Source organism: Streptomyces cellostaticus, assembly GCF_023630175.1.
GTDB lineage: Bacteria > Actinomycetota > Actinomycetes > Streptomycetales > Streptomycetaceae > Streptomyces > Streptomyces cellostaticus_A.
Genome location: NZ_JALLIN010000018.1, coordinates 53498 through 80124, shown reverse-complemented (window position 1 = coordinate 80124; position 26627 = coordinate 53498). Strand labels below are relative to the sequence as shown.

Annotated in this window: 16 protein-coding genes; 10 read left to right on the top strand and 6 right to left on the bottom strand. The window is 70.5% G+C overall.

Features of this window, described 5'->3' with window-relative positions:
- The first annotated feature begins 152 nt into the window (after positions 1-152).
- From MXD57_RS13900 to MXD57_RS13885, 4 genes are all read left to right on the top strand, one after another.
- Entirely contained in the window at positions 153-1316 is a 1164-nt protein-coding gene (locus MXD57_RS13900) for a DUF5685 family protein (RefSeq protein ID WP_250401706.1), read from the top strand.
- A 440-nt stretch (positions 1317-1756) separates the two neighbouring features.
- Positions 1757-2659 (top strand): S1 family peptidase, encoded by a 903-nt coding sequence (locus MXD57_RS13895; RefSeq protein WP_250401705.1) that lies wholly within the window; start codon positions 1757-1759, stop codon positions 2657-2659.
- Between the two features lie 398 nt (positions 2660-3057).
- A complete protein-coding gene (locus tag MXD57_RS13890; protein ID WP_250401704.1) occupies positions 3058-6600 on the top strand; it encodes a DNA polymerase III subunit alpha in 3543 nt (1180 codons plus the stop codon).
- Complete coding sequence (locus MXD57_RS13885) at positions 6597-7571, top strand: DNA polymerase Y family protein (RefSeq protein ID WP_250401703.1); 975 nt, start codon at positions 6597-6599, stop codon at positions 7569-7571. Before MXD57_RS13890 ends, MXD57_RS13885 begins: the two co-directional genes overlap by 4 nt.
- Before the next feature lie 18 nt (positions 7572-7589).
- On the opposite strand, the gene MXD57_RS13880 is transcribed toward MXD57_RS13885, so the two are convergent.
- The gene (locus MXD57_RS13880) at positions 7590-7964 is read right to left on the bottom strand and encodes a cupin domain-containing protein (RefSeq protein WP_250401702.1); all 375 of its coding nucleotides are present in this window, start codon (positions 7962-7964) and stop codon (positions 7590-7592) included.
- An 84-nt stretch (positions 7965-8048) separates the two neighbouring features.
- Between MXD57_RS13880 and MXD57_RS13875 the strand changes: the two genes are divergently transcribed.
- Entirely contained in the window at positions 8049-8495 is a 447-nt protein-coding gene (locus MXD57_RS13875; protein WP_250401701.1) for a MarR family winged helix-turn-helix transcriptional regulator, read from the top strand.
- A gap of 174 nt (positions 8496-8669) precedes the next feature.
- Complete coding sequence (locus tag MXD57_RS13870; RefSeq protein ID WP_250401700.1) at positions 8670-9530, top strand: lipase family alpha/beta hydrolase; 861 nt, start codon at positions 8670-8672, stop codon at positions 9528-9530.
- 58 nt (positions 9531-9588) lie between these two features.
- Here MXD57_RS13870 and MXD57_RS13865 read toward each other — a convergent pair whose 3' ends face one another.
- The gene (locus MXD57_RS13865) at positions 9589-10578 is read right to left on the bottom strand and encodes a lytic polysaccharide monooxygenase auxiliary activity family 9 protein (protein ID WP_250401699.1); all 990 of its coding nucleotides are present in this window, start codon (positions 10576-10578) and stop codon (positions 9589-9591) included.
- 290 nt (positions 10579-10868) lie between these two features.
- Between MXD57_RS13865 and proP the strand changes: the two genes are divergently transcribed.
- Entirely contained in the window at positions 10869-12365 is a 1497-nt protein-coding gene (proP, locus tag MXD57_RS13860; RefSeq protein WP_250401698.1) for a glycine betaine/L-proline transporter ProP, read from the top strand.
- 34 nt (positions 12366-12399) lie between these two features.
- Here proP and MXD57_RS31520 read toward each other — a convergent pair whose 3' ends face one another.
- Complete coding sequence (locus MXD57_RS31520) at positions 12400-12534, bottom strand: hypothetical protein (RefSeq protein WP_284505531.1); 135 nt, start codon at positions 12532-12534, stop codon at positions 12400-12402.
- A 113-nt stretch (positions 12535-12647) separates the two neighbouring features.
- Between MXD57_RS31520 and MXD57_RS13855 the strand changes: the two genes are divergently transcribed.
- Positions 12648-13268: a class I SAM-dependent methyltransferase gene (locus MXD57_RS13855; protein ID WP_250401697.1), complete on the top strand. Its 621-nt coding sequence runs from the start codon at positions 12648-12650 to the stop codon at positions 13266-13268.
- Positions 13269-13309: 41 nt separating this feature from the next.
- Here the strand turns inward: MXD57_RS13855 and MXD57_RS13850 are convergent, their stop codons facing one another.
- Together MXD57_RS13850 and MXD57_RS13845 are read right to left on the bottom strand one after the other, a co-directional pair.
- Complete coding sequence (locus tag MXD57_RS13850; RefSeq protein ID WP_250401696.1) at positions 13310-13810, bottom strand: DUF402 domain-containing protein; 501 nt, start codon at positions 13808-13810, stop codon at positions 13310-13312.
- A complete protein-coding gene (locus tag MXD57_RS13845; RefSeq protein ID WP_250401695.1) occupies positions 13791-14720 on the bottom strand; it encodes a GNAT family N-acetyltransferase in 930 nt (309 codons plus the stop codon). The genes MXD57_RS13850 and MXD57_RS13845 overlap by 20 nt, the downstream gene beginning before the upstream one ends.
- A gap of 71 nt (positions 14721-14791) precedes the next feature.
- On the opposite strand from MXD57_RS13845, the gene MXD57_RS13840 reads away from it, so the two are divergent.
- Positions 14792-15160, top strand: coding sequence for a GntR family transcriptional regulator (locus MXD57_RS13840; protein ID WP_250401694.1), 369 nt, complete (start codon positions 14792-14794; stop codon positions 15158-15160).
- Positions 15161-15402: 242 nt separating this feature from the next.
- Here MXD57_RS13840 and MXD57_RS13835 read toward each other — a convergent pair whose 3' ends face one another.
- The gene (locus tag MXD57_RS13835) at positions 15403-18891 is read right to left on the bottom strand and encodes a DNRLRE domain-containing protein (RefSeq protein WP_250401693.1); all 3489 of its coding nucleotides are present in this window, start codon (positions 18889-18891) and stop codon (positions 15403-15405) included.
- Positions 18892-19421: 530 nt separating this feature from the next.
- Here MXD57_RS13835 and MXD57_RS13830 point away from each other — a divergent pair.
- Positions 19422-26618 carry a polymorphic toxin-type HINT domain-containing protein gene (locus MXD57_RS13830; RefSeq protein WP_250401692.1) on the top strand — a complete coding sequence of 2399 codons (7197 nt, stop codon included), beginning with the start codon at positions 19422-19424 and terminating at the stop codon, positions 26616-26618.
- The last annotated feature ends 9 nt before the right edge of the window (positions 26619-26627 follow it).

Genomic DNA, 26627 nt, shown 5'->3' with positions numbered 1-26627 from the left:
TCATACGGCTGCTGACTGAGAGTGAAATATGATTGTCGTTGGCAGATGGGTGATGCACGGAGCGTATGGGTGAACGGCATGGCTGATACGAGCCGACAGTAGGCCGATACGATGCCTCGGCTCGAGGTCGCGGCACATCACGGGGGATCGGCGTGTTCGGAATCGTACGGCCGTGCAGTCACCGGCTGGGGGAGGGTCTGAGGGCCCAGTGGATGGCACACCTGTGCGGTCTGTGCCTCGCCCTGCGCCGTGATCACGGACAGTTCGCCCGCGTCGTGACCAACTACGACGGCCTGCTCGTGTCCGTCCTGACGGAGGCTCAGGCCGGACCGGCGCAGGGGGCGCGGCGCACCGCCGGGCCGTGCGCGCTGCGTGGCATGCGGACGGCGTCCGTCGCCCAGGGCGAGGGCGCCCGGCTCGCCGCGGCCGTCTCGCTGGTCCTCGCCTCCGCCAAGGTGCGCGACCATGTCGCCGACCGGGACGGACTGCTGGCCCGCGGGCCCGTCGCCCTCGCGGCGCGCCGGGTCGCGACGAGCTGGGGGAGGGCCGGGGCCCGCACCGGCGCCGCCGTCGGGTTCGACACCGGTGTCCTCGTCGACGCCGTCGACCGGCAGACCGGCATCGAGGCCCTGGCGGGCCACGGCACCCCGCTGCTGACGGTCACCGAGCCGACCGAGACGGCGACGGCGGCAGCCTTCGCGCACACCGCCGTGCTGGCGGACCGGCCGGGCAACGCCGGGCCGCTCGCCGAGGCCGGCCGCCTCTTCGGCCGGCTCGCGCACCTGCTGGACGCCGTGGAGGACCGGGAGGCGGACGCCCGTTCGGGTGCCTGGAACCCGCTCGCCGCCACCGGCGCCTCCCTCACCGAGGCCCGCCGGCTCGCCGACGACGCCCTGCACGGCATCCGGCTGGCGCTGCGCGAGGTGGACTTCGCCGACGGCAGGCTGGTCCACCTGCTGTTCGCGCACGAGCTGAGTCGCTCGGTGGACCGGGCGTTCGGCGGCCACGCGTGCGGACACGCGCCCGAGGCCTCCTTCGGGCCGCCCCCGGGACACCGGGCGCCCCCGGCGCCGGGCAACCCGTACGGCGACCCCTTCGGGGGCGAGCCGCCGCGCCCGGACAAGCGGGGCTTCTGGGCCGGGTGCGCCGCCGCCCTGGGCGTGTGCTGCACCTGCAAGGTGTGCTGCGCCGACGAGTACGAGGGCCCCTGGTCCCGGAAGAGGCGCGAGGGCTGCTGCGGCAACTGCGACTGCTCGTGCTGCGAGGCCTGCCAGTGCTGCGAGTGCCTCGAGTGCTGCTCGTGCTGCGACTGCTAGGGGATCATCCGGAGGAGTGAATTCCGGCCATGTCCGGTACGGGGCGGCCGATGGTGACGGTGAGGTGTCCTCCGGCACCGGTTCCGGCGGCCCGGCCGCGGACGGGGGTGGCGGCGGACGTGGGCGCGGGTCCGTCCCCGCCGGTGAAGCCGCCTTCGCCCTGGCCGGAGTCGACCGGTGCCGTCGGTCGCCGGGCCGTGGGCGGTGCGTGCCGCCCGGCCCGTCCCCGAACCGGTGTCAAGGGGGCGGTGCGCATAGGTGGTTCAAAGTTTGACGGCCGAAAGGAACCCTTGTGCCGACCGGCCGTTCGGCCGAATACTCCCCCTCAGTGCTTGTCAGGGGCATGAGCATTGTGCGGTACCCCGAACAAGTCCCTGACTGCGCCTCACCGGGCCCCGACCCCACGCGGGCCCTCGACTTCCCCTGGGAGGGAATGCAACGTGAGGATCAAGCGCACCACTCCCCGCAGCGGCACCGCAAGACGGACCCGGCTGACCGCCGTGGCCACCGGCTTCCTGGCCGCGGCAGCGCTCGCCGCCCCCACCGCGAACGCCAGCGACGCCCACACGTTCAGCGCCAACCAGCTCACGAGGGCGAGCGACTCCGTCCTCAAGGCCGACATCCCCGGCACGGCCTGGGCGGTCGACGCGAAGACCAACCGTGTCGTCGTCACCGTCGACAGCACGGTGTCCCGGGCCGAGATAGCGAAGATCAAGCGGCAGGCCGGCGGCGACTCGGGCGCCCTCGTCGTCAAGCACACGGCGGGCAGGTTCAACAAGCTGATCTCCGGCGGCGACGCGATCTACGCGAGCGGCTGGCGCTGTTCGCTGGGCTTCAACGTGCAGGACTCCAGCGGCAACTACTACTTCCTGACCGCCGGTCACTGCACCGACGGCGCGGGCACCTGGTGGTCGAACTCCTCGCACTCGACCACGCTCGGCACCACGGCCGGCTCCAGCTTCCCCGGCAACGACTACGGCATCGTGCGCTACACCAACAGCTCGGTGACCAAGTCGGGTTCCGTGGGCAGCCAGGACATCACCCGCGCCGCGACGCCCTCGGTCGGCACGACCGTCTACCGCCGCGGATCCACGACCGGCACCCACAGCGGCCGCGTCACCGCGCTGAACGCGACGGTCAACTACGGTGGCGGCGACATCGTCCGCGGCCTGATCCAGACCACCGTCTGCGCCGAACCCGGGGACTCCGGAGGTCCGCTGTACGGCGGTACCACGGCGTACGGTCTGACCTCGGGCGGCAGCGGCAACTGCAGCTCCGGCGGTACGACCTTCTTCCAGCCGGTCACCGAGGCGCTGAGCGCCTATGGGGTCCACGTCTACTAGGCCTGGGCGGGACCGCCTCCCGTGCGCCCCGCGGCCGGACGCGGCCGTGGTGGCGTCGTGACGGCTTCGAGCCCTCGCACGCTCCTCGCGTGCGAGGGCTTTTGTCCGTCCGCCCCCGGCGGCTCCGATGCGGAGCCGGTCGCCGGGGCGCTGTCCGCCACGGGGTCGGCGATCGGCCGACCGGCCCGACGCCCGCCTTCGAAGTCCCGCCCTGTGCGCGAGGGGGCGGGGGCTTCGTGCCGCCGGTGGCCGGGCGTCCGGTCGGCGGGGTGTTTGCGCAGGTGGGAAGGGGTCCCTGCGATGTCGCACACTTGTTCGAGAATGGGGGTATGGTGGATGAAGAAGTAGGGAACTGATGTTCGAGAGTCGTGCGGGGCTCACGAGTGCGGGAGGTGCGTGTGCCGGGTTTCGCGCATCTGCGCACCGCCTCCGGGTTCTCCCTGAGGTACGGCGCCTCCCACCCGGAGCGGCTGGCCGGGCGCGCCGGGGAGCGGGGCATGGACGCCCTCGCCCTCACCGACCGCGACACCCTGGCCGGGACGGTCCGCTTCGCCAAGGCGTGCGCCGAGGCGGGGGTCCGCCCGCTGTTCGGCGTGGACCTGGCGGTGGCCGGGCCGCAGGCCGCCGGGCGGGAGAGGCGCCGCACCCCGGTGCGGGGCGGCGCCTTCATCGACGAGTCGGCCCCCCGGGCGACCTTCCTCGCCCGGGACGGCGCCCGCGGCTGGGCCGACCTGTGCGCAATCGTCACCGCGGCGCACGAGGGCGAGGGCGCGGCGCTGCTGCCCTGGTCCGGCAACCACGGCGACGGTCTGACCGTGCTGCTCGGGCCGGGGTCGGACGTGGGCCGCGCCCTCGCCGCCGGGCGCCCCGACCGGGCCGCGAGGCTGCTCGTCCCCTGGCGCGAGGTCTACGGTGACGCGCTGCGGCTGGAAGCCGTCTGGCACGGCCGCGCGGGCACCGGCCCCGGCTCCCTGCGGCTGGCCGCCCGTACCGTCGGCTTCGCCGCCGAGCAGCGGGTCCGGCCGGTGCTCAGCAACGCCGTCCGCTATGCCGACCCCGGTCAGGGCCCGGTCGCCGACGTCCTGGACGCCGCCCGCCGGCTGGTGCCGATCGACCCCCGCAAGGAACTGGACTCGGGCGAGGCCTGGCTGAAGGACGCGCCGGCCATGCTGGCGGTCGCCGAGCGGGTCGTGGAGGCGGCCGGCTACCGGCGCGACACCGCCCACCGGCTGCTGGAGCAGACCGGGGCCACGGCCGGCGCGTGCCTGGTCGACCCCGAGGACGACCTCGGTATCGGTACCGTCCACTTCCCCGAGGCGCACCTCGTCGGCGCCGGTCGCCGCACCGCCCAGCGGGCGCTCGCCTCGCGGGCGGCGGCCGGGATGCTGCGGCTCGGTCACGGCGGCCGGCGCGAGTACTGGGAGCGGATGCACCGCGAGCTGGACATCATCGCCCACCACGGGTTCGCCTCCTACTTCCTCACGGTCGCCCAAGTGGTCGACGACGTGCGGGGGATGGGGATCAGGGTCGCCGCCCGGGGCTCCGGCGCAGGCTCCCTCGTCAACCACCTCATCGGCATCGCCCATGCCGACCCGGTCGAGCACGGGCTGCTGATGGAGCGCTTCCTGTCCAAGGAGCGGGTGGTCCTGCCGGACATCGACATCGACGTGGAGTCCGCGCGCCGGCTGGAGGTGTACCGGGCGATCATCGGCCGGTTCGGCACCGAGCGGGTCGCGACCGTCTCCATGCCCGAGACCTACCGGGTGCGGCACGCCATCCGGGACGTGGGGGCCGCGCTGTCCATGGACCCGGCCGAGATCGACCGCGTGGCCAAGTCCTTCCCGCACATCCGGGCCCGGGACGCCCGCGCGGCGCTGGCGGAACTGCCCGAGCTGAAGGCGCTGGCGGGAGAGGGGGAGAGGTACGGCAGGCTCTGGGAACTGGTCGAGGGCCTCGACGCCCTGCCGCGCGGAGTCGCCATGCACCCGTGCGGGGTGCTGCTGTCCGACGCCTCCCTGCTCGCCCGTACGCCGGTGGTGCCGACCAGCGGAGAGGGGCTGCCGATGTCGCAGTTCGACAAGGAGGACGTGGAGGACCTCGGACTGCTCAAGCTGGACGTGCTGGGTGTGCGGATGCAGTCGGCGATGGCGCACGCGGTCGCGGAGGTGGAGCGGGCCGCGGGGGAGCGGATCGACCTGGACGCGGTGGCGCCGGGCGACCCGGCGACGTACGGGCTCATCCGGTCCGCCGAGACGCTGGGCTGCTTCCAGATCGAGTCGCCGGGCCAGCGGGATCTGGTGGGCCGCCTGCAGCCGAGCACCTTCCACGACCTGGTGGTCGACATCTCCCTCTTCCGGCCGGGACCGGTCGCCGCCGACATGGTGCGGCCGTTCATCGAGGCGCGGCACGGGCGGGCGCCCGTCCGCTACCCGCACCCAGACCTGGAGGGGGCGCTGAGGGACACGTACGGGGTGGTCGTCTTCCACGAGCAGGTCATCGACATCGTCTCCGTCCTGACCGGCTGCGGGCGCGGCGAGGCGGACCGGGTCCGGCGCGGGTTGTCCGATCCGGAGTCGCAGGGACGGATCAAGGTGTGGTTCGCGCGGGCGGCGGCCGCCAACGGGTACGAAGCGGAAACGATCCGGCGGACCTGGGAGATCGTCGAGGCCTTCGGCTCCTACGGCTTCTGCAAGGCCCACGCCGTCGCCTTCGCCGTACCCACCTACCAGTCGGCGTGGCTGAAGGCGCACCATCCGGCCGCCTTCTACGCCGGGCTGCTCACGCACGACCCCGGGATGTACCCCAAGCGGCTGCTGCTGGCGGACGCGCGGCGGCGCGGGGTGCCGATCCTGCCCCTGGACGTGAACGTGTCCGGGGTCGCACACAGGATCGAACTGGTGTCTGAATCCGGAGGGTGGGGGCTCCGGCTCGCCCTCTGCGACGTGCACGGCATCAGCGAGGCCGAGGCGGAGCGGATCGTGGCCGGGCAGCCGTACGCCTCCCTGCCGGACTTCTGGGAGCGGGCCCGCCCCAGCCGCCCGCTCGCCCAGCGGCTGGCCCAGGTGGGCGCGCTGGACGCGTTCGGCGCCAACCGCCGGGACCTGCAACTGCACCTGGCCGAGCTGCACCGGGGCGCCCGGGGCGCCGGAGGCGGCGGTGGCCGGGTTCCTCCTCCGCTGCTCGACGCGTGGGAGGTGTCCCCGGCCGGGGACCCGCGGACCGCGACCGCGTCCTCCGGTCTGCCCGACCTGACCCCGGAGGAGCGGCTCAGCGCCGAGCTGGGCGTGCTGTCCATGGACGCCTCGCGCAATCTGATGGACGACCACCGGGAGTTCCTGGAGGAGCTGGGCGTGGCGTCCGCGCGCCGGCTGCGCGAGGCCCGGCACGGGGAGACGGTGCTGGTCGCGGGGGCCAAGGCGGCCACCCAGACCCCGCCGATCCGGTCCGGCAAGCGGGTCATCTTCTCCACGCTGGACGACGGCACGGGCCTGGTCGACCTCGCCTTCTTCGACGACTCCCACGACGCCTGCGCGTACACCGTCTTCCACTCCTGGCTGCTGCTGGTGCGCGGTGTGGTGCAACGGCGCGGTCCGCGCAGCCTCAGCGTGGTGGGCTCGGCCGCCTGGAACCTCGCCGAACTGCTGGAGGTGCGCCGCGAGGAGGGGCTCGACGGGGTCGCGGCCCTCCTCGCCGGGCCGCCCGGCGGCGCCGCGGACGACCCCGCGCCGCGGGGCGGCGGCGATCCGTCCCGGGCCCGGGACGCCGGTTCGCAGGGGCCGCCCCGGCCGGCCGGTTCGGCGGCCCGCGCCCCGGCGGAGGGCCGGACGATCCGCATGCCCACGGGGTACGAGATGCACCCCTGGGCCGATCTGCGCCCCGCGGGCGAAGGGCCCGCGGCGGGAAGGAAGTTGTGGCACCAGAGTCCGGGGAGTGCGGGATGACCATCCTCTGCGTACGTTTCCAGCCGCCGCCGACGCGCGAGGCGGCCCTGCCCGCCCTGCTCGGGCTGCTGGAGGAGTTCACCCCGGTCGTGGAGGCGCTGCCACCGGACGGGGCGCTGGCCGATCTCCGGGGTGCCCAGCGGTACTTCGGGCGCAGCGCGGTGGAGCTGGCCTCGGTGATCCGGGTCCGCGCCCTCGCGCTGCACGGCGTCGACTGCGTGATCGGCGCCGGACCGGGCCCGATGCTCGCCCGCATGGCGCTGCGCGACGCCCGCCCCGGGGTGACCGGCGCCGTCCCCGCGGAACCGGACGCCGTCGCGGAGTACCTCGCCGGCCGGCCCGTGGCCGCGCTGCCCGGTGTGGGTCCGGCGACCGCCCGCACCCTGTGCGAGTACGGCCTGGACACGCTCGGCCGGGTGGCCGGCGCACCCCTGTCCACGCTCCAGCGGCTGATCGGCGCGAAGGCGGGCCGCGAGCTGCGCGAGAAGGCGAACGGCGTCGACCGCGGCCGGGTCGTGCCGAACGCCGTCTCCCGGTCCCTCGCCGCCGAGCGCCCCTTCGGCCTCGACGAGCTGGACCCCGACCGGCATCGCGGGGCGCTGCTGTCGGCCGCCGAGGAGATCGGGGTCCGGCTCCGCGCGGTGCAGAAGGTCTGCCGCACCCTGACCCTCACCGTGCGCTACGCCGATCGCAGCTCGACCACCCGAAGCCGGACCCTGGCGGAGCCGACCGCGCACTCCGCGGCCCTGACGAGGACGGCCTACGGCATGTACGAGGCGCTCGGTCTGCAGCGCGCCCGGGTGCGCGTGCTCGCCCTGCGCGCCGAGGGGCTGACCTCCGCCGATCAGGCCGCCCACCAGCTCACCTTCGACCCCGTGGACGAGAAGGTCCGCCGCGTCGAGGAGGTCGCGGACCGCCTCCGGGCGAAGTTCGGGCCGCGGGCAGTGGTGCCGGGGACGCTGGCCGCCTGAACCCCCTGCGCCACCGGCTCAGTTGGCCCACGGCGGAGCGATGGTCGTGCCGTCGGCCAGCCGGGCCGTGAGGCCCACCGAGGTGGTGACCCAGGAGATCGCGGTGTGGTCGGTGGGGTTCTCCACGGTCAGGGTCGCGCCGGCACCGACGATCACCGTGTCACCGGCGCGGACGCGCTCGGTGTCGCCGTCGAGGGTGATCAGCAGTTCGCCGACGAGCAGGTGGAGGATCTCCTCCCGGTCGACGGTGTGGGCCGGCGCCCTGGTTCCGGCGGGGATCTCGCCCCGCCACGCGCACAGCTCCGCGCTCCCGGTGAGGGGAGTGGCGTACGAGACGAAGCGGGCGCCGTGGATCTCGTGGGTCACGGCCTCGGCCGAGCGGACTACGGGCATGGTGGTCTCCGTTCAAGTGGTCAATCGGCTTGACTATATGGTCAAGCTGGTTGACCTTCAGGTCAAGGGTGTTTCAATGCCTGCGTGCAGAACTCCGAAGCCATGGCCCTGTCCGCCGCCCTGCTCGCCGTCGCGGGTGATCTCACCCAGCGCATCCATGACGGGGTCGTGGCCCGTGGCTTCACGGACCTCCGGCCCGCCCACGGCTTCGCCTTCGCGCGTCTCGCGCCGGACGGTGCCACCGTCACGGACCTCGCCGCACACCTCGGAGTGACCAAGCAGGCCGCCAGTCAGCTCGTGGAGGAGATCGTGCGCAAGGGGTACGCCGAGCGGCGCCCGCACCCCGTCGACGCGCGGGCCCGGCTCGTCGTGCTCACCGGGCGCGGGCGGGAGTGCACGCGGGCCGCGGAGGCGGCGGCCGCCGAGGTCGTGGGGGCGTGGGCCGAGCTGCTGGGCGAGGGCGAGGTCGTCGCGCTGGGCCGGCGTCTGCTGCGGATCGCCCCCAAGGGGCCGGTGCGTCCTGCCTGGTGACAGGCCGTCGGTGCGGGTGCGGGGCCGTGACTACCACTGGAAGTTTTTACTGACGCGTAACTTCACAACTGCACTACTCGCCCGTAACTTGACGGGTGAACAGCATCCTCGTGATCCGGATCACAGGGACAGGTCGTCCCCCGCACCTCCCTTGAGCCGCAAGGAGATCACACGATGCTGCCCTGGAAGCGAGTGCTCAGACCCCTCACCGCGTTGCTCCTCACCGCCGCCGTCGCCGTCGTCCCCGCCGCCGCCGCGCACGCCGACACCGCGCCCAGCTCGGGCTGGAACGACTACTCCTGCAAGCCCTCCGCCGCCCATCCCCGCCCGGTCGTCCTGGTCCACGGCACCCTGGGCAACTCCGTCGACAACTGGCTCGCCCTCGCCCCGTACCTGAAGCACCGCGGGTACTGCGTCTTCTCCCTCGACTACGGCCAGTTGCCCGGAGTCCCCCTCTTCCACGGCCTCGGCCCCATCGACAAGTCGGCCGAGCAGCTCGCCGCCTACGTCGACAAGGTGCTCACCGCCACCGGCGCCGCCAAGGCCGACCTCGTCGGCCACTCCCAGGGCGGCATGATGCCCCGCTACTACCTGAAATTCCTCGGCGGCGCCGCCAAGGTGAACGCCCTCGTCGGCCTCGCCCCCGACAACCACGGCACCGACCTGAGCGGACTGACCAACCTGCTGCCCTACTTCCCGGGCGCCGCGGACCTGATCAAGAGCACCACCCCCGGCCTCGCCGATCAGATCGCCGGCTCCGCCTTCCTCACCAAACTCAACGCGGGCGGCGACACCGTCCCCGGAGTGCGCTACACCGTCATCGCCACCAAGTACGACGAGGTGGCCACCCCCTGGCGCAACCAGTACCTGAGCGGCCCGGACGTCCGCAACGTCCTGCTCCAGAACCTGTGCCCGCTCGACCTGTCCGAACACGTGGCGATCGCCCTGTTCGACCGGATCGCCTTCCACGAGGTGACCAACGCGCTCGACCCGGCCCACGCCAGGACCACCACCTGCGCGTCGGTCTTCAGCTGACGTGCCGCCGGGGCCCGTCCGGCCTGAGCCGCCGGACGGGCCCCGGAGTTCCACCGGCTCAGCGGCCCGGCCGGCCGCCCGCCGCGCGCCGCCGGACCGAGACGAACAGCGCCGCCGAGCCGATCGCCAGTGCCGCCGCCCCGGCGATCGCGGCGTACGAGGTGCCCGTCGAGGCGCCCGTCTCGGCCAGGTTCCGCGCGGAACCGGCGGCCTCCGGCCGGTTGGCCCCGGCCGCCGCCGCGGTGGGCCGCGCGGACGTGCTCGCGTCGTCGTCCCCGTGCCCGTGGTGCTCGATCGTGGACCGTCCGGAGCCCGCCTCGATCTGCTCGTCGGAGGGCGCGGAGGCGCTCGGCACCGGGGTGGCGTCGTCACCGGTGGCACCACCGGCGTTGGCACCGGTGGTGCCACCGGCGCCACCGCTGCCGCCGAAGTCCACGTCGGAGCAGGAGTAGAAGGCCTCCGGGCTGTCCGAGCGCTGCCAGACCGCGTAGAGGAGCTGCCGGCCGGTGCGCTCGGGAAGGGTGCCCGCGAACGTGGAGAAACCCCCCGAGGGGACCGGGTCGGTGGCCGTCGCGACCGGGTGCTCCAGGTCCAGGTCGGACCAGGCGAGCGGCTTCGCCGGGTCGTAACCGGACCGGGTCGCGTACACCTTGAAGGTGCCCTTGTGCGGTGCGGTCACCCGGTACTTGAAGGTGTACGCCCCGCTGTGCACGCGCGTCGCCGGCCAGTCGGAGCGGGCCAGGTCCAGCCCCTTGAACTCCTCGTTCCCGGCGCTGCACAGCCTGCCGTCGGGGATCAGTTCCCGGTGGCGGCCGGCGGCGTCGCCGATCCGGACGCCGTTCCAGTCGTAGAGCGCCTGGGTGCCGCCCGCCGCCACGGCGGCCGAGCACGCCGCCGACGCCGGGCTCTCCGGGCCCTCGGCGTAGCACTGCGCTATCCGGCTGACCGGATCGCCCATCGAGCCGTGCGCGGACGCGGGCACCGAGGCGAGCGCGGCCATCCCCGTCGCGGCGAGGGTGACGGCGGCGGCCTTGCGGCGTGCGGGCATGGGGGAACTCCTTGGAACGGTCCTGTGGGGCGAGGGTCCTGCGAGGCGGCTCGGATCCCGTGGGGTGGTTCGAAGCTAGCCCGGGGGAGCCGTGGAATCGCCCGCCGGGAGCGGTTCGGGGAGATCCTTATGGCGGCGTTAAGGGAGTGCTGAGGCTGGGCTCAGGTAACCGCGGGGCGCCGCGCCGGCCGTGACGCGGAGCGATCGGGCGAACCCGCGGGACAACGGCCCGTTTGAGCCCGCGAGATCGGTGCAGGCGGAGGTGGGACGACGGCGAAAGGAACGTGTACATGGCGGCGACCGGCCACGACGAGTCTGTGGACCACGCTGCGGTCAGGCGTCACCGGGCGCTGTTCCGCGCGATCGAACGGCGGCGCAACCCGAAGCTCCGCCGCAGCGACATCACCGTGACCGACGAGGCGGCGGTCAAGCGCGCCACCAAGGCCGCCGCCCTCGGCAACGCGATGGAGTGGTACGACTTCGGCATCTACAGCTATCTCGCCGCGACCATCGGCGAGGTCTTCTTCCCCTCCGCGAGCGGTACCGCCCAACTCCTCGGCTCGTTCGCGACCTTCGCGGTCGCCTTCCTCGTACGCCCGATCGGCGGCATGGTCTTCGGGCCGCTCGGCGACAAACTGGGCCGCAAGCGCGTCCTCGCCGCGACCATGATCATGATGGCGGTGGGGACCTTCGCCATCGGCCTCATCCCCTCGCACGCCGCCATCGGCCTGTGGGCGCCGGCCCTGCTGATCCTGTTCCGGCTGGTGCAGGGGTTCTCCACCGGCGGAGAGTACGGAGGCGCGTCGACGTTCATCGCCGAGTACGCGCCCGACAAGCGGCGCGGCTACTTCGGCAGCTTCCTGGAGTTCGGCACGCTCGCCGGATACGTCGGGGCCTCCGGCCTGGTCGTCGCCCTCAGCGCCTTCCTCAGCGACGACCAGATGCTGCACTGGGGCTGGCGCATCCCGTTCCTGGCCGCGGCCCCGCTCGGCCTCATCGGCCTGTACCTGCGGCTCAGGCTCGACGAGACCCCGGCCTTCCAGAAACTGGAGGGCGGCCAGGCCCAAGCGAGCGAGGCCGCCGACGCGGTGGAGACCTCGGCCGCCGGAGACCTCGGCAGGATCTTCACCCGCCACTGGCGGCCGCTGCTGCTGTGCCTCGCGCTCGTCGCGGCGTACAACGTCACCGACTACATGCTGCTGTCGTACATGCCGACGTACCTGTCCGACGAACTGGGCTACGGAACCGACCACGGGCTGCTGATCCTGCTGGTGGTGATGGTGCTGCAGATGTGCGTCATCAACCAGGTCGGACGGCTCTCGGACCGCTTCGGACGCAAGCCGCTGCTGATGACCGGCATGCTCGGATTCCTCGTCCTGTCCGTGCCGTCCTTCCTGCTCATCCGGCAGGGTGGCGTCGCGCTCATCGCCCTGGGCCTCGTCCTGATGGGCCTCTCCCTGGTGGCGATGCTCGGCACGATGTCGGCGGCGCTCCCGGCGATCTTTCCCACCCCCGTCCGCTACGGCTCCCTCGCGGTCGCCTACAACCTCTCGACATCGCTCTTCGGCGGCACGACCCCGCTGGTGATCACCGCGCTGATCGGTGCCTTCGGTACCGACCTCATGCCGGCCTACTACGCCACGGCGGCCGCCGCCGTGGGCGTCGTCGCCGTCCTGTGCATGAAGGAGACCGCCAACGAGCCGCTGGCCGGGTCCCCGCCCTCCGTCGAGACGGAGGAGGAGGCCGCCGAACTGGTCCAGGTCCAGTTCTCCGACCCCAGGTTCTGAGGCCGTACGGTCCGCCCGGGGCGGAACCGGCCGACTACCCTTCGGGCCACCAGGTGCGTGCGATGTCCCCTCGCACCTCCGGGCGCCCGGCCGGGCGCTCCTCCGCCTCCTCACGGAGCCGGCGGCGGTCCGTCCTCTTCAGCGGCTTCTGCACGGTCGTACGGCGCATGGCTGCCTCCTCACGGCGCCTGCCGGGTTCCGTGTCGCCACGGAGGCGGGCGCTTTCGGGAAGACTCGCTCGCCGGTGCCGGATTGTCAGTGGTGGATGTCACTCTTCGGCGCATGACGAACGAGAGCGGCCACCGGGCCGCGACGGACGCCGGGGTGGACTGGGACGCGCAGGCCGCCGCCTTCGACGACGAGCCCGACCACGGACTGCGCGACCCCGAGGTGCGCGCCGCCTGGGCGGACCGGCTGCGCGACTGGCTGCCCGGACACCCCGCCGACGTCCTCGACCTCGGCTGCGGCACCGGAAGCCTGTCCCTCCTCGCCGCCGAGCAGGGACACCGGGTGACCGCGGTGGACAGTTCCCCGGCCATGGTCGAACTGGCCCGGGCCAAGCTCGCCGGTCGCGGCGCGGCGGTTCTGCGGGGCGACGCCGCGTCACCGCCGGTGCGCGAGCGGAGCCACGACGTGGTCCTGGTCCGGCATGTGCTGTGGACCCTGCCCGACCCGGCGCGCGTCCTGCGCCACTGGCGCGCCCTGCTGCGGCCCGGGGGCCGGTTCGTGCTGGTCGAGGGCGTCTGGGGGACCCTCAGCCCGGTCGGCATACCCGCCGCCGGGCTCGTGTCCCTGCTGGAGCCGGTCGCCCTGCACACGCGGGTGGAGCGGCTGTCCGGCGACCCGATGCTGTGGGGCGGAGCCGTGGACGACGAGCGGTACGCGGTGCTGGCGACCGTGTAGCGGCGGCCGGGGGCCCGCGCCCGCGGGGCCGCTCGGCGGCCTCAGGCCGGCAGGACGTCGAAGCCGCCCTCGCGGGCCAGCGCCTCCAGCTCCTCCAGCGCGGCCACGGCGGCGGACGCGGCCTCCGGGTCCCGCTCCGCCAGCCCGCTCTCGGCGAACTCGTCCTCGTCCAGCCGTCGGATGTCGAGGCCGTCGGCCGAGCACCACAGGTCCAGGTCGAGGTCCTCGACGACCAGTCCGGTGCCGGACCGGACGGCCGGCCGGGTGACGTCGCAGTACCAGCCCTTCAGGGTGCCGTCCCCGGCACGGACCTCCTTCACCGAGTACCACCGGTCCCGCCAGTAGTGCTCGGTGAACACGTCACCGGGCTCGAAGCGCACGAAGCCGAAGTCGCGCACGCCCTCGCCCGCCCACGGGGCACGCACCGAGACGCGGACGCCGTCCTCGTGCAGCAGCTCCGCGGGGTAACGGATCTTCGTGCGACCGCCCTTGACCAGGACGACCTCCACCCGGCCGGCCGGCTCAGCCGACGGCGCGGACATAGCGCACCTCCGTCGCGCAGATCTCGTACCCGAGCCACTTGTTGATCGCGATCATCGGGTCGTTGCCGGCGTCGTTGCCCGTGAACGCCTCGGTGACGCCGGCGGCGCGGGCCCGGTGCAGCGAGTGGATCTTGGCCAGCTTGGCCAGGCCACGGCCGCGGTGGCCGCGCAGCGTGCCGGTCATCGAGGTGGTGTAGCGGGTGCCGCCGTCGGTGTAGGCCACGGTGAAGGCGACCGGCCGCCCGTCGACGACGGCGACCGTGGTCAGCTCGTGGTTCAGCAGCGGATGCCGCCAGTTCTCCTCGAGCCAGGCGTCGTAGTCCGTGAACTCGATGGACACCATGCCCGGTTCGTCGGCCACCGTCGCCGCGTCCAGCTCGAACAGCGGGCGCGGGTCGTCCGCGAAGTCCGCGGCGCTGCGCAGCTCGACGCCCGGCGGGGTCCCGGGGAGCGGCGGGAGGGTGCCGTCCGCCAGGTCGAGGCGGAGGAAGTGGGCCGGGCGTCCCGCGGTGAAGCCGTTCCGCTCGGCGAAGGCGCGGTTGGCGGGCTCGTCGAGGACCCAGGTGTAGAGCCGGGTCGCGCCGACGGCGTCGAGGTGCTCCTCGGCGGCGCGGACGAGTAGCCGGCCCGCCCCCCGGCCGGTCCGGTCCGGCCGGACGTACACGTTGAGGACGCCCTGGCCCGGCTCCGGGCTGTCGTGCGCCAGGCACACCCCGGCGACGCCGATCACCTCGCCGTCCTCGACGGCGACCAGCGAGCGGAAGTGGGCGTCGGGATGGCTGTGGGTGATGACGTGGCGGACGGATTCCGGGGTGAACAGCATGTAGGGCAGGGTGAGATGGCGGACCCGGGCGTATGCCTCTGCCTCGCCCGGGACGTCGACGCGCAGATCGCGCACGATCACTGTCATGGTGAGGCACCGTACGGGCCGGGATCCCGGGGGTGCCTCCCATTTTCCGCCGGGTGCGGGACAATCGGCCTGTGAGCCTGAAGATCCACATCGATGACAGCGCGCCGCCGTATGAGCAGGTACGGGCGCAGATCTCTGAGCAGGCACGGTCCGGGGCCCTGCCGGTGGGCTACCGGCTGCCGACCGTGCGGGGGCTGGCCGAGTCGCTGGGGCTCGCGGTGAACACGGTGGCCAAGGCGTACCGCGCGCTGGAGGGCGACGGGGTGATCGAGACGCGGGGCCGCAACGGCACGGTCGTGGCGGCCGCCGGCCCGGCCGCGGTGCGCGAGGCCGCGTCGGCCGCCCAGGCCTACGCGGAGCGGGCGCACCGGCTCGGGTTGGCCGAGGAGGACGCCCTGGCCGCCGTACGGGAGGCCCTGCGGGCGGCCTACGGGGACTAGGCCGTCACCCCTCGCCCAGGTGCCGGCCGGTCGTCCGGGAGCGCAGACATCGGCTTCGCCCCGGCTCGCGCGTTCAACGGGTCCGGACCACCTCGGCGCCCCCTGTGAGTCCAGGGTGGACGTCGGAGGAGCCGCTTTCATGGTGAATGGCGACGGCCCGTACGACTGGCGGTCGAGGCATTTGCATGTCGTTGTGCCCCACGGCTTGAGGCGCGTGGGGCACAACGACTCACCGCAGTTCGTCAGCCGACGGCGATACGGGTCTTCCAGTAGTCGCGCGGAGTGATGATTTCGGTTCCGGAGCCGGTCAGCTTTGTCTTGCTGCCCGAGTAGAAGCGCACGGATCCGTCGGACCGGACGGCCCAGATGTCAGGGACGGTGTCCCCGTCGGCGCTGGGAGTGCCGACGACGAAGGGGAGGCTGGTGCTGGACCAGCCGGACGCCCCGTACTCGAGGTCGACGCCGCCGGAACTGTTCGCCGCGGCTGCGAGCGAGTTCAGATTGACTCCGCCGCCACTTGCTGCGATGCCCTTGCGCAGTAGGAGCCGGGCGGACACGTCGGTGCGGTAGAGGAGGTCGGTGACGCCGTCGCCGGTGATGTCCTGGACGGTGACGAGGTCTCGGTCCTTCCAGGCGGAGGCGGACAGCTTGACGGCCTGGTCGATGGTGGCGCCGTGGTAGCCGGTGAAGGCCCAGAGTTCGTCATCGTTGGAGCCTTTGACGGTGGCGAAGAAGTCGGGGCGTCCGTCTCCGGTGGCGTCGCCGGCACTGACGATCTGGGTGAAGGCGGCCGGGCTGGGGGCGCCGTCGGGCAGAAGGACCTCGCGCCGCTTGTCGGTGTTGACGGCGCCGTAGCCGTCTCCGGGGTAGACCCAGAGTTTGCCGTCGAGGCGGACGACGAGGTCCTGGAGACCGTCGCCGCCGATGATGTCACCGTTGTGGGTGATGAGCGCGTTCTTGAAATGACCGGAGGACGCGGCGACGTATGGTGGCAGTTCGTCGCCGTTCGGGTCCTTATCGGGGTTGGCTCGGTAGGCTCCTGCCATGGAGTAGTCCAGGTCGCCCGTTCCCTTGACCAGGTCTTTGTCGGCTTGCGACGGGTAGAGGGCAAGATTGCCGCCTTCTGTGACCACCATCAAATCGGGCAGCTTGTCGCCGGTGAAGTCGCCGGGGGCATCGGCCTGGTCGCGAGGCGTGACGTAGAAGAAGTACTTCAGCGGGTCGGAATAGTTGCCCGCGCTGTCGAGGGTGCGGACGTAGAGCACGTTGGGGCCGGCGGTCGGCGGCTTGGCATCGGTGATGGTGGTCTTGACGCTCGTGGCGGTGCCGGCCGTGCGCGCAATCTGGCCCGTGTAGCTGGGTGAGTTGAAGCCGTATTCGTAGCGCACAACGTCGGAGTTGACGGCGCGGAAGGTGAAGGAGCCGGGCGTGCCGAACTTCTTGGTGCTCCAGATGGCGTCCTCGGCACCACTGCCGAATCCGTTCTCGGACCCGTCGGCGTCGGGGAAGTCGACGGACGTGACCTCGGGCGGTCGGGGGGCGGTGGTGTCCAGGACGAACCGGCAGACGGACTTGCTCGGGTAGAAGGCCGACGAGCTTGCGGCGTCGTCGACGGCTCGGACCCGCCACGAGTACGTGGTGCCGTCCTTCAGGCCGGTGGTGGAAAAACCCTTCGTCGTCTTCAGTGCCGTGCCGGTATCGGCCCCGACGGACACCTTGCCGGCCGTCTTGAGAAGGTCACCGGTGCTCTGCCACTGGCCCGTGGGCCAGAGGTCGAAGTCGAGGTAGTTGAGGTTCTTGTCCTTGTCCGTGGCCTTGGCGGTGAAGGTCAGATCGGCGGAGCCCATGCGGACATAGGGCTTGGTGGTGGTGCACTTGGCGTCCGGCCCCAAGTCCAAGGAGTTGGAGACGATCGTAGGCTTTCGGTTGTAGACGAGCTCCAGGTACGGGGAGAAGTCGCCGTTGGCCTGGAACTTCTTCCACGCGTACTGGGAATGCTCGTCGCGGGCGCGCAGTCCGAAAGTGATGGTGTCGTCGCCGTCGTCGGCGGTCTTCTGGGCGCCCTTCTTCACGTCGAACGCTTCGTAGGAGTCACGGCAGCTGGATGCCTTCCAGCCGTGCGCGAAGCTCTTGGTGGCGAGCTTGTTGCCGTCGTGAAGTTTGGGCGCGTTGCGCCAGTTGGTGTGGGCGTTGATCTCGCCGGTGATGTGCACGCTCATGGAGCGGGCACTGCAGGACCAGGAGTAGGTCTCCAGCAGGCGAAGCTTCGCGCTGCTGATCTTTGTTCCCTTGAGGTCTTTGTCGAAGGTGATGTTGAAGAACGAGCGGGAGGTGCCCCAGGTGTCGGATTCGAAGCCGACCCGCGCCTCGTGCGTTCCTCCCCTGTTGAAGCCCTTGCCGTTGTAGAAGGTGGCCGTGGGGTGCCGGTCGTAGGCCGTGGTCCAGTTCTGGACGTGCTTCTTGACCGAGGGGTCGATGAACACCGGGTAGGTGATGTCCGGATCAGTGAGGAAGTCCTGGTTCGGAGTGATGGTCCACCGTCCGGCGGACAGGTCGGTCCCCACCAGATCGCCGCGAGAGTCGGGTGAGGGGCCGTCGAGGGAAGGCAGGCTCAGCGTGGCAGCGGAGCCGGTCTGTGACGGTGCCGGGGTCGGTTCCGGAGGGGCGGACGGCAGCGGAGACTCCGCCACAGTCGGTTCGGGACCGTCGCTCGCGGAGGGCAGGTCCTCGACATCGGTGTCGCTCTGCTCGTCGGATTCGACGGGATCGTCTGCCGTGGCGGTCGGAGTGTCGCTGGGGTCGGGCACGACGGGGTCCGAAGGGGCCGCGGATTCGGGCTCGGTGGGCTGGGCGGTGGCGCCGACGTCGCCGTCCGTGGTGGCTGGCGCTCCGCTGCTGTCCCACATCAGCGGGGTGGGCGAGACCGCGACTTCTTCGCCGTAGGGGTTCTCGGCGCTGACGATCCCAGAGGACGGGTCCAGGCGAAAGGTCAGCTCGGCGGAGTGCAGGCCGTAGACGAGCTGCTGCACATGCGGGTCGGAGGCTGCCTGGCGGTTCTTCAGGACGACGAGCTGGCCGAAGCCGTCGTCGTCGGCGGTGAGCACCAGGTCGCCACCGGGGAAGATGTCCGGGTACAGGGCGCGGTTGCCGTCGATGATGGGGGTGGGGACGGTACCGGGCCAGGTGAGCTGGATGTCATAGGTGCCATCGCCGGTACCGACGTGCAGTGAGGCCAGCGGGGTCCCGGTGTCGGTTGCGGCTGTGCTCTTGAGGAGGGAGATCCTTTGCGTGGTCGAACGGGAGGCGCGCCGCTTGCCGGGTGCGGCGGAGCCGGGCGAGAACACCATGCGGGTGTTGGTGGCGACCGGTTCCCATCCATCCTTGGTGCGGTGCAGGCTCGCGTCGATCCTCTTCCATCCGCCGCCCACCTTGGCACGGATGGGTGACGAGTAGAGCTGCTTCGCCATGAGTCCGTCGGGGCGGGCCCAGGTGGTGGAGTGTGCCGTGCGCGCGGAGGTGATCTCGACCCGCTTCCCGGTCCGGGCCGCCTCGTCGGCGGCTTCGGCTTCGGTGACGGTTCGTGCGGTCCGCCTGTTTTCGGTGGCCCCGCGGTCCGGGGTGTCGGTGTCCAGCCGGAGTCCTGCGTAGACGATGCCGGTCGTGGCGACTGCGGTGGCGAGCAGTGCCGCACTGGTCCGGCGGCCGGGTATGCGGCGCCAGTTGCGCGTCATCGGACGGCTTCCCTTTCCCCCAATGGAATCCGGCGCGTGACAGGGCGCGGCCGGGCCTGCCGATGATGACCTATGAAGGAGCTGTCGTCATCCTGTGCGGGATTCGTGCACAGAGGACGCGGAACCATCCTCCGGAAGCCACGCAGGGGGCAGACATCGGTCGCAGCGAGTGCAGGCTGATGCATCGCCAGTACGCAAAGCGGACATAGGTTGACCAATCCCGTCAATCGAGTGACGAAAAACTAGGTGGTGCTCCCTAAGGCGTGAAGCGCACTCGCGTCCCGGCACGTCCCTTCTGACCAATTTCCTGCATTCGATCATGTTCGTGTGTAGCGGCACGTTACCTTCCGTGATCATGCTCACATCATCCTTATGTGTCTGGCGTTCCTCACAGCGTGATCACAGAATCTCCACTGTCTGATGCATGATCTGCGTGGTCCGTCACTGGTCCCGCTCCAACGGTTTGGGGGGACCTCGCCGTGTTCGGTGGACTTCCACGTATTCGTAAGCGCCGCCTTGCCCGCACAGCCGTGCCCTTCACGGCCGCCGCGTTGCTGGTCGGCCTGCTGCCTGCGCAGTCACTGGCGGTGCCGCCGGATCCGGCGACGGCGGAGACAGGTCGCGAGACGCTGGACCTGGCAGACCTGGAACGTGATCTGCCCATCCCCGGCAAGACGTTCAGCCGGCACCTCGACACGCTGCGGGCCGATGCGCCCGACGAGCTGCTTGCCGCGCCTGCGGGCACGGTGACGCCACCTTCCGACCTGTCCGACTTCGTCAGTTTCGGCGGCAGCACAGCGTCACCTGCCTCGGCACCGACCGCTGCCGCAGCGGCCGACCCGGCTGCCCTGTCGCCCGTGGGCATCCTGCCCGTCAGCCTCGGCCAAGCCCCTGACGAGCCCGCACCCACCGGTACCTGGCAAGTCACCATCCCCAACCGCACGGCCCCGGAGAGCCAGGGGGTGGACGGCACAGTCCTGGTCGTCCAGTCTCCCGCCACCGGTTCCGTGCCGGTCTCCGTCAAACTGGACTACTCCAAGTTCCAGAATCTCTACGGCGCTGACTGGGCGTCACGCCTGCGGTTCGTGCAGTTCCCCGACTGTTATCTGACCACGCCGGACGACGAGGCGTGCCAGGCCTATGAGGAACTGGAGACAGTCAACGACCCTGCCTCGACGTCCCTGACCGCCACCGTCGACCCCGCAGCCCAGGACACCGTCACTCCGGCCTCTGCACCATCGGCCGGCTCCAAGAACTCCGGTGTGATACAGGCGGCCTACCGGACGTCCTCCCCGGCAACTCCAGTGGCCGCCGGCAACACGGCGGTCATCGGCGCCGTCGACTCCGGCAGCGGTGCGGGCGGAACGTTCACGGCGACACCGCTCGCCTCCGACGGCAAGTGGGTGGCCGGAGGCTCGTCGGGCGGCTTCAACTGGTCCTACCCATTGGTGGTGCCGCCGGCGCCGGCGGGGCCGGAGCCCAAGGTCTCGTTCGAGTACAACTCCCAGTCGGTCGACGGCCGTACCGCAGTCTCCTCACCCCAGGCCTCGTGGATCGGGGAAGGCTGGTCCTACGACCCCGGACACATCGAGCGCCGCTACCGCACCTGCAAGGACGACCGCAAAGCCCTCGACGGCGGAACTCCCAACAACACGGCGAAGAAGGACAAGACGTCCGATCTGTGCTGGGTGTCGTACAACGCCGTGATGTCGCTGGCGGGCCGGACCACCGAACTGATCCGGGACGCCGCCTCCGGAAGCAAGCCGGAGACGGACACCGAGATCTACCGGCCTCAGCATGACGACGGAACCCGGGTGGAGCACCGGGTCGGTGCGAGCAACGACGACAACAACGGCGAGTACTGGATCGTCACCACCACCGACGGCACCCAGTACTTCTACGGCCAGAACAGCATCGGCGGCGGTCACGCCGACACCCACTCAGTCTCCACCGTCCCCGTCTTCGGCAACCACCCCGGCGAGCCCTGCCACGCCGACACCTTCGCCGACTCCCGATGCGGCTCCGGCAAGCAGCAGGCCTGGTACTGGGGACTGGACAAGGTCGTCGACGTCCAGGGCAACACGATGGTGGTCAACTGGAAGCAGGAGACCAACTACTACGCGGTGAAGAAGAAGTTCAAATCACCCGAGCAGTACGACCGCAACGCCTACCCGACCACGATCGAGTACGGCATGCGCTCCGACCTGACCAAGCCGTCCGCCACCATCGACTTCGGGGCCAAGCAACGCTGCCTGAAGTCCGCGACGGCCTGCGACGCGGCGAACTTCGCCAAAACCGATGACCCAGGCGCCTACCGGCCCTGGTGGGACACCCCCGGCAACCTCAACTGTAAATCCACGTCCAAGCTGTGCGCGCCGTTCCCGTCCTTCTGGACCCAGATGCGCCTGGACACAGTGACGTCCAAGGCGCAACGCGCAGGGCAGAGCGGCCTCGGCCCGGTCGACAAGTACACGCTGCGCCAGTCCTTCCCCGAGGACTGGTACGACACCGCCCCCGGCCTGTGGCTCAACTCGATCACGCGCACCGGATACGCCCCCGGTGACACCACCGGCACCCTGCAGTCCGCGGACGGCATCAGCTTCGCCCCCTACACCGTCGGCGCCGACTCCCCTCTGCACACCCGGCTCAAGGACAGGCAGCTGCCGAACCTGGTACTCGACGGCAAGAACGACCCGCGTCCCGGCTTCACCCGCCCCCGCATCGGCACGGTCTCCACCGAGAACGGCGGGGACGTCGAAATCGAGTACACCGGCGGCTGCGCCACCACGCCCGCCGAGGACAAGGGCAAGTCCAACGGCACCTGCTACCCGGTGCGCTGGTCACCCGACGGCGACGAGAAGACCCCGGCCAAAGCCTGGTTCAACAAGTACGTCGTCGACTCCGTCACCGAGAATGACAAGGTCACCTCGCACGGAAGACCGGTCTTCACCACGTACGCGTACAAGGACGCGGCCTGGGCCAAGAGCGACGACGAGTTCATCCGCCCCGCACTGCGTACTTACAGCGACTGGCGTGGCTACCGTCAGGTCACCGCCGTCAAGGGCAGCAAGATCAGTTCCGAGGAAGGCGTCCCGCAGTCCCAGTCGTACACCAGGAGCCGCTACTTCCAGGGCACGGGCGGCGCGGTCAAGGACTCCACCGGCACCTACACACTGCTCGCGGACGACGCGGCGCAGTACGCAGGCATGACCGCGGAGACGATCACCTACCGCGACTCCGACGGCAAGGTCCTCAAGCAGGGCCTGAGCTTCCCCTGGTCAAAGCAGACAGCGTCCCGATCCCGGGACAACGAGGACGGCACAGCCGGAGACCCGCTCCTCGCCTACCGCACCGGCATCAAGCGGACCGATGAAATCCAAACGGTCGGCTCAAGCTGGCGCAGCGTGCGCACGCTGACCACCGTCGACGACACCTACGGACTGCCCCTCGAGGTGGAGACGTCCGTAGTCAAGCCCAACGGGAGCGGCGAGACCCTCTCCGACGAGTCCTGCACCAAGACCTCCTATGTGCACAATCCGACGGTCTGGCTGATCGGCCTGCCCAAGGAACAGCGCACCATGGCCACATCGTGCGCCGGCTACGACACGGCGGACCCGGCCACCAGACTCCAGGGCGCGGAGCGGACCTCCTACGACAACCTCGCCTACGGCGCCACACCGACCAAGGGCCAGGTGACCTCGACAGCTAAGAACAACGCTGCCGGCACCGGCTACGACCCCGCCGTGACCACGACGTACGACCCGCTCGGACGGATCCGCACGATCACGGCCCCCGGCCTGGGCACCACCGAGAAGCAGTACACCCCTGGCGACGCCGGGGGACCGGTCACATCGGTGAGGTCCATCGACGCCATGGACCACGCGACGGTCACCACCTACGACCCGGGCCGAGAGCTTCCCCTGACCACCACGGACGTCAACGGCAAAGTAGAACGGCGCGAGTACGACGCGCTGGGACGCCTGGTGAAGGGCTACTCGCCCTCGCGTTCCACCGGCGGCAAGTCACCGAACGTCGAAATCTCCTACCAGACGGCGATCGCCACACCCAAGGAGAACCGTCCGGCCTCGGTAACCGTCAAAACGCTCAAGGACGACGACTCCTACTCTCGACAGGTCACCCTCTACGACGGGCTGGCACGTCCAGTCCAAACTCAGGCCGAAGCCCACGGCCCCGGCCGGGTCATCACGGACACCACCTACAACGACCACGGCCTAGTCGATGAGGTGACCAGCGCCTACCTCGCCAAAGGCGAGCCGACCACCGACGTCTTCACCCCCAAGTCGAAGTCGTCCATCCCCAGCTGGACCAAGCACCGCTACGACGGCCTGGAACGCGAGGTCCGCGCATCGGTCTACCAAGACGGCGACTACAAGTACGCCACCTACACCGACTACAACGACACCAGCACCTGGGTGAACCCCCCAGGGTCAACCACCCCGACGACCCTGACGTCCTTCGACGCGCTCGGACGCGTCACGTCCGTCAAGCACTACACCACGACCGATTCCTCGGCAGGCACCGGACGTACCACCACGTACGAGTACGACGCACGAGGCAACCGGAACAGGGTCACCGACCCAGCCGGCAACGTGTGGTCCTACGAGTACGATGCCCGCGGCCGGATCATCCACGCGACCGACCCCGACACCGGCACCACGGATACCTGGTACGACGAGGCCGACCGCCCCAACCGTGTCCGCAATGGGCGCCAGCAGGAGACCTTCACCGAATACGACGTCCTGGGACGTATCGCCAAGGTGAGACAGGACTCTGCGACCGCGGTCCCCGTCAAGGAATACACCTACGACACCATCCCCGGCGCGATCGGCCTGCCGGTGAGCTCCACCCGGCACACCGTCAACGGCGACTACATCAACCGCGTCACCGGCTACGACACCGAATACCGCGCCACCGGCACCGAGACGGTCATCCCGGCGAACTCGATGACCACCGGACTGGCCGGCACCTACGCCTACTCCTACAGCTATACGCCTACCGGCGCGCAGCAGTCGGTCACCCTGCCCGCAGCGGGCGGACTGGCGAGCGAGCGCGTGGTCAGCCGCTACACCAGCGACGGACTGCCCGAGTCCACCTCCGGTAAGACCTGGTACACAGCCGACGTCACCTACTCGCCCTACGGCGAGCCGCTGCGCACCGTCTCCGGATCCCAGCCCAACCGCGTCTGGACGACCAACTTCATCGACCCGCACACCGGCCGCCTCCAGCGCACCGTGGCAGATCGTGAAACCTCCGCCCCCCACCGCATCGCCGACAGCTACTACTCCTACGACACCTCCGGGAGCGTCACCTCCAACGCCCGCCAGCTCGGCGACCCAGCAGACGGCACCTGGGACAACCAGTGCTACACCTACGACGCCCTGGGCGAGCTGGTGCACGCCTGGACATCGAAGACCGCGCCGGACGGAAACGGCACCGGCTGCAAGGCAGCAAACGGCACCACCTGGGGCCACCGCACCTCCTACGCCGCCTCCTCGGGCCCGGTGGCCGAAGCCCCCACCAACGCAGCCGACGCGACCAGCCCGAACACCTCGCTGACGTCGACCCTCGCGGCAGCGGCACCCGACACGGCAACCGTCGCCACCGGCACCACCGCCTACCACCAGTCCTTCACCTTCGACTGGCTCGGCAACCGGGCGACGCAGACCGAGCACGACACGGCGGACCCGACCAAGAACGTCACCCTCACCTACGGGTACGGCAAGACCGTCACCGGCAACGGAACCATCCCCACCTATATAAAGCAGCCCCACACGGCCACCTGGATCAGCTCCAGCCCCTCCGGCGAGGGCAGCGCCTACACCTACGACGAGAGCGGCAACACCACCGTCCGCGACCTGCCCAGCACCACCCAAAACCTGGTCTGGACATCCGAGAACAAGCTCGACACGATCACCGACGACGGCAAGAAGACGACCTACGTCTACGACGCCGCCGGCAACCGAATCCTGGAGAACTCACCCTCCGGCTCCACCCTGTACCTGGGCGAAACCGAACTCACCACCAACGCGTCCGGCACAATCACCACCGCCTCACGGTCCTACAGTCAGGCCGGCGCGCCTACCGTCGTCCGAACCACCACCAACGGCGCAACGACCGGCCACCAGCTCAACGTCCTCATAACGGACAACCTCGGCACGGCGAACACGACCGTTCACCTGTCCAGCACGCAACCCGTGACACGCCGAGCCTTCAAGCCCTATGGCGAACTCCGCGGGCCGAAGCCGTCGAACTGGCCTGACAAGCGCGGCTACTTGGGCACCGGCATCGACGACACGGCAACCGGACTGACGCACCTCGGCGCCCGCGAGTACGACCAGAACAGTGGTCGCTTCCTCTCGGCCGACCCGATCATCGACATCGCCGATCCGCTCCAGATGAACGGATACGCCTACAGCAACAACAGCCCGGTCTCCAAGTCGGACCCGACCGGTCTGATCCTGGACGCGGAATCCGGTGGTACGGCACCTTGCACCAAAGCCGGCGGCTGCGTACACGACGCCACTGACAAGCACCCCAGCGCCACCTGGAAGGACGAAGGCACCGCCCAGCTCGACTACAACGGCGACGGATACATATCCGTCTACCCCACTGTCAAGGTGAGAGCCAACTGGAGCAAGGCGCCCGCGTTCATCAACGCGTTCTACAAGGTGATCGACTACCTCTGCGACCCGTACGGCCGTGACGGCTGCACCGACCAGTCCTTTCCCTCGAACTCGTTGAACGTCGCCAACGCCAAGAGTGCCGCTTGCAAAGCGGCCGGCCGGAACTGCTATAGCAGGGGTGCGGCGACGGCAGCCGGCCTCGCCGTCGCCGCAGACAGCGGAGAAGGCCCGGCGGGGGGCGTCTCGGTCGGCGGCATCCACCTTCCCGGGAAGCCCAAGGGCGGCATCCACCTTCCCGGGAAGCTCAAGGGCTGCAACTGCTTCCTCGCCGGTACCAAAGTTCTCCTGGCCGACAAGTCCTCGAAGAGCATCGAAGACATACAGGCCGGCGACCAAGTGCTGGCAACCGACCCCGAAACGGGCGAGAGCGGCCCGCACAAGGTCGTCCGCCTGATCATCAACGACCACGACAAGCACTTCAACGACCTCACCATCAAGACGCACGCGGGTGAGCGGCACCTCACGGCCACGCACGAGCACCCCTTCTGGGTCCCCGAACTCGGCCAATGGGTCAGGGCGGGCGACCTCACCGCCGGAATGCACCTGCGCCGACCGGACGGCTCAACCGTCGAGGTGGTGGGAAACCGGGCGTACTCGGCTCATACTCGTACGTACAACCTCACGGTTGAGGGCTTGCATACGTACTATGTGCTGGCAGGCGATACGCCGGTCCTGGTGCACAATTCGAATGGCCTGTGTGGAACCGCGGCGCTGGAAAACGGCGACTGGCAGCACATCGTGGACCGTCACCGGCCTGGAGGTGCACTGGTGGACGATGCCGCTGGGATCTTCACCGGTAAGGCAAAGCACGTTCGCCAGCGAATAGCCGACACTATCAACCGGGGAACGCCGAAGCCCAATACGCCGGACCCTGTTACAGGCGAGGCGCGGCCTGGTCAAATCTACGAGTGGGATTTCGGAACCCCTGTCGGGAGGGCGGGCCCGGCGAATGGTGGAGGCGAGCTAACCGGTGTCCGTGTAATCGTTAACGACGGAAAAGTCGTGACGGCGTTTCCGTACTAAGTGAGTAGC

Bases quoted from the DNA above. Each gene is read 5' to 3' on its own strand.
- MXD57_RS13885 (WP_250401703.1), top strand. From the start codon at position 6,597: ATGACCATCCTCTGCGTACGTTTCCAGCCGCCGCCGACGCGCGAGGCG.
- MXD57_RS13880 (WP_250401702.1), bottom strand. From the start codon at position 7,964: ATGCCCGTAGTCCGCTCGGCCGAGGCCGTGACCCACGAGATCCACGGC.
- MXD57_RS13870 (WP_250401700.1), top strand. From the start codon at position 8,670: ATGCTGCCCTGGAAGCGAGTGCTCAGACCCCTCACCGCGTTGCTCCTC.
- MXD57_RS13865 (WP_250401699.1), bottom strand. From the start codon at position 10,578: ATGCCCGCACGCCGCAAGGCCGCCGCCGTCACCCTCGCCGCGACGGGG.
- proP (WP_250401698.1), top strand. From the start codon at position 10,869: ATGGCGGCGACCGGCCACGACGAGTCTGTGGACCACGCTGCGGTCAGG.
- MXD57_RS31520 (WP_284505531.1), bottom strand. From the start codon at position 12,534: ATGCGCCGTACGACCGTGCAGAAGCCGCTGAAGAGGACGGACCGCCGC.
- MXD57_RS13855 (WP_250401697.1), top strand. From the start codon at position 12,648: ATGACGAACGAGAGCGGCCACCGGGCCGCGACGGACGCCGGGGTGGAC.
- MXD57_RS13850 (WP_250401696.1), bottom strand. From the start codon at position 13,810: ATGTCCGCGCCGTCGGCTGAGCCGGCCGGCCGGGTGGAGGTCGTCCTG.
- MXD57_RS13845 (WP_250401695.1), bottom strand. From the start codon at position 14,720: ATGACAGTGATCGTGCGCGATCTGCGCGTCGACGTCCCGGGCGAGGCA.
- MXD57_RS13835 (WP_250401693.1), bottom strand. From the start codon at position 18,891: ATGACGCGCAACTGGCGCCGCATACCCGGCCGCCGGACCAGTGCGGCA.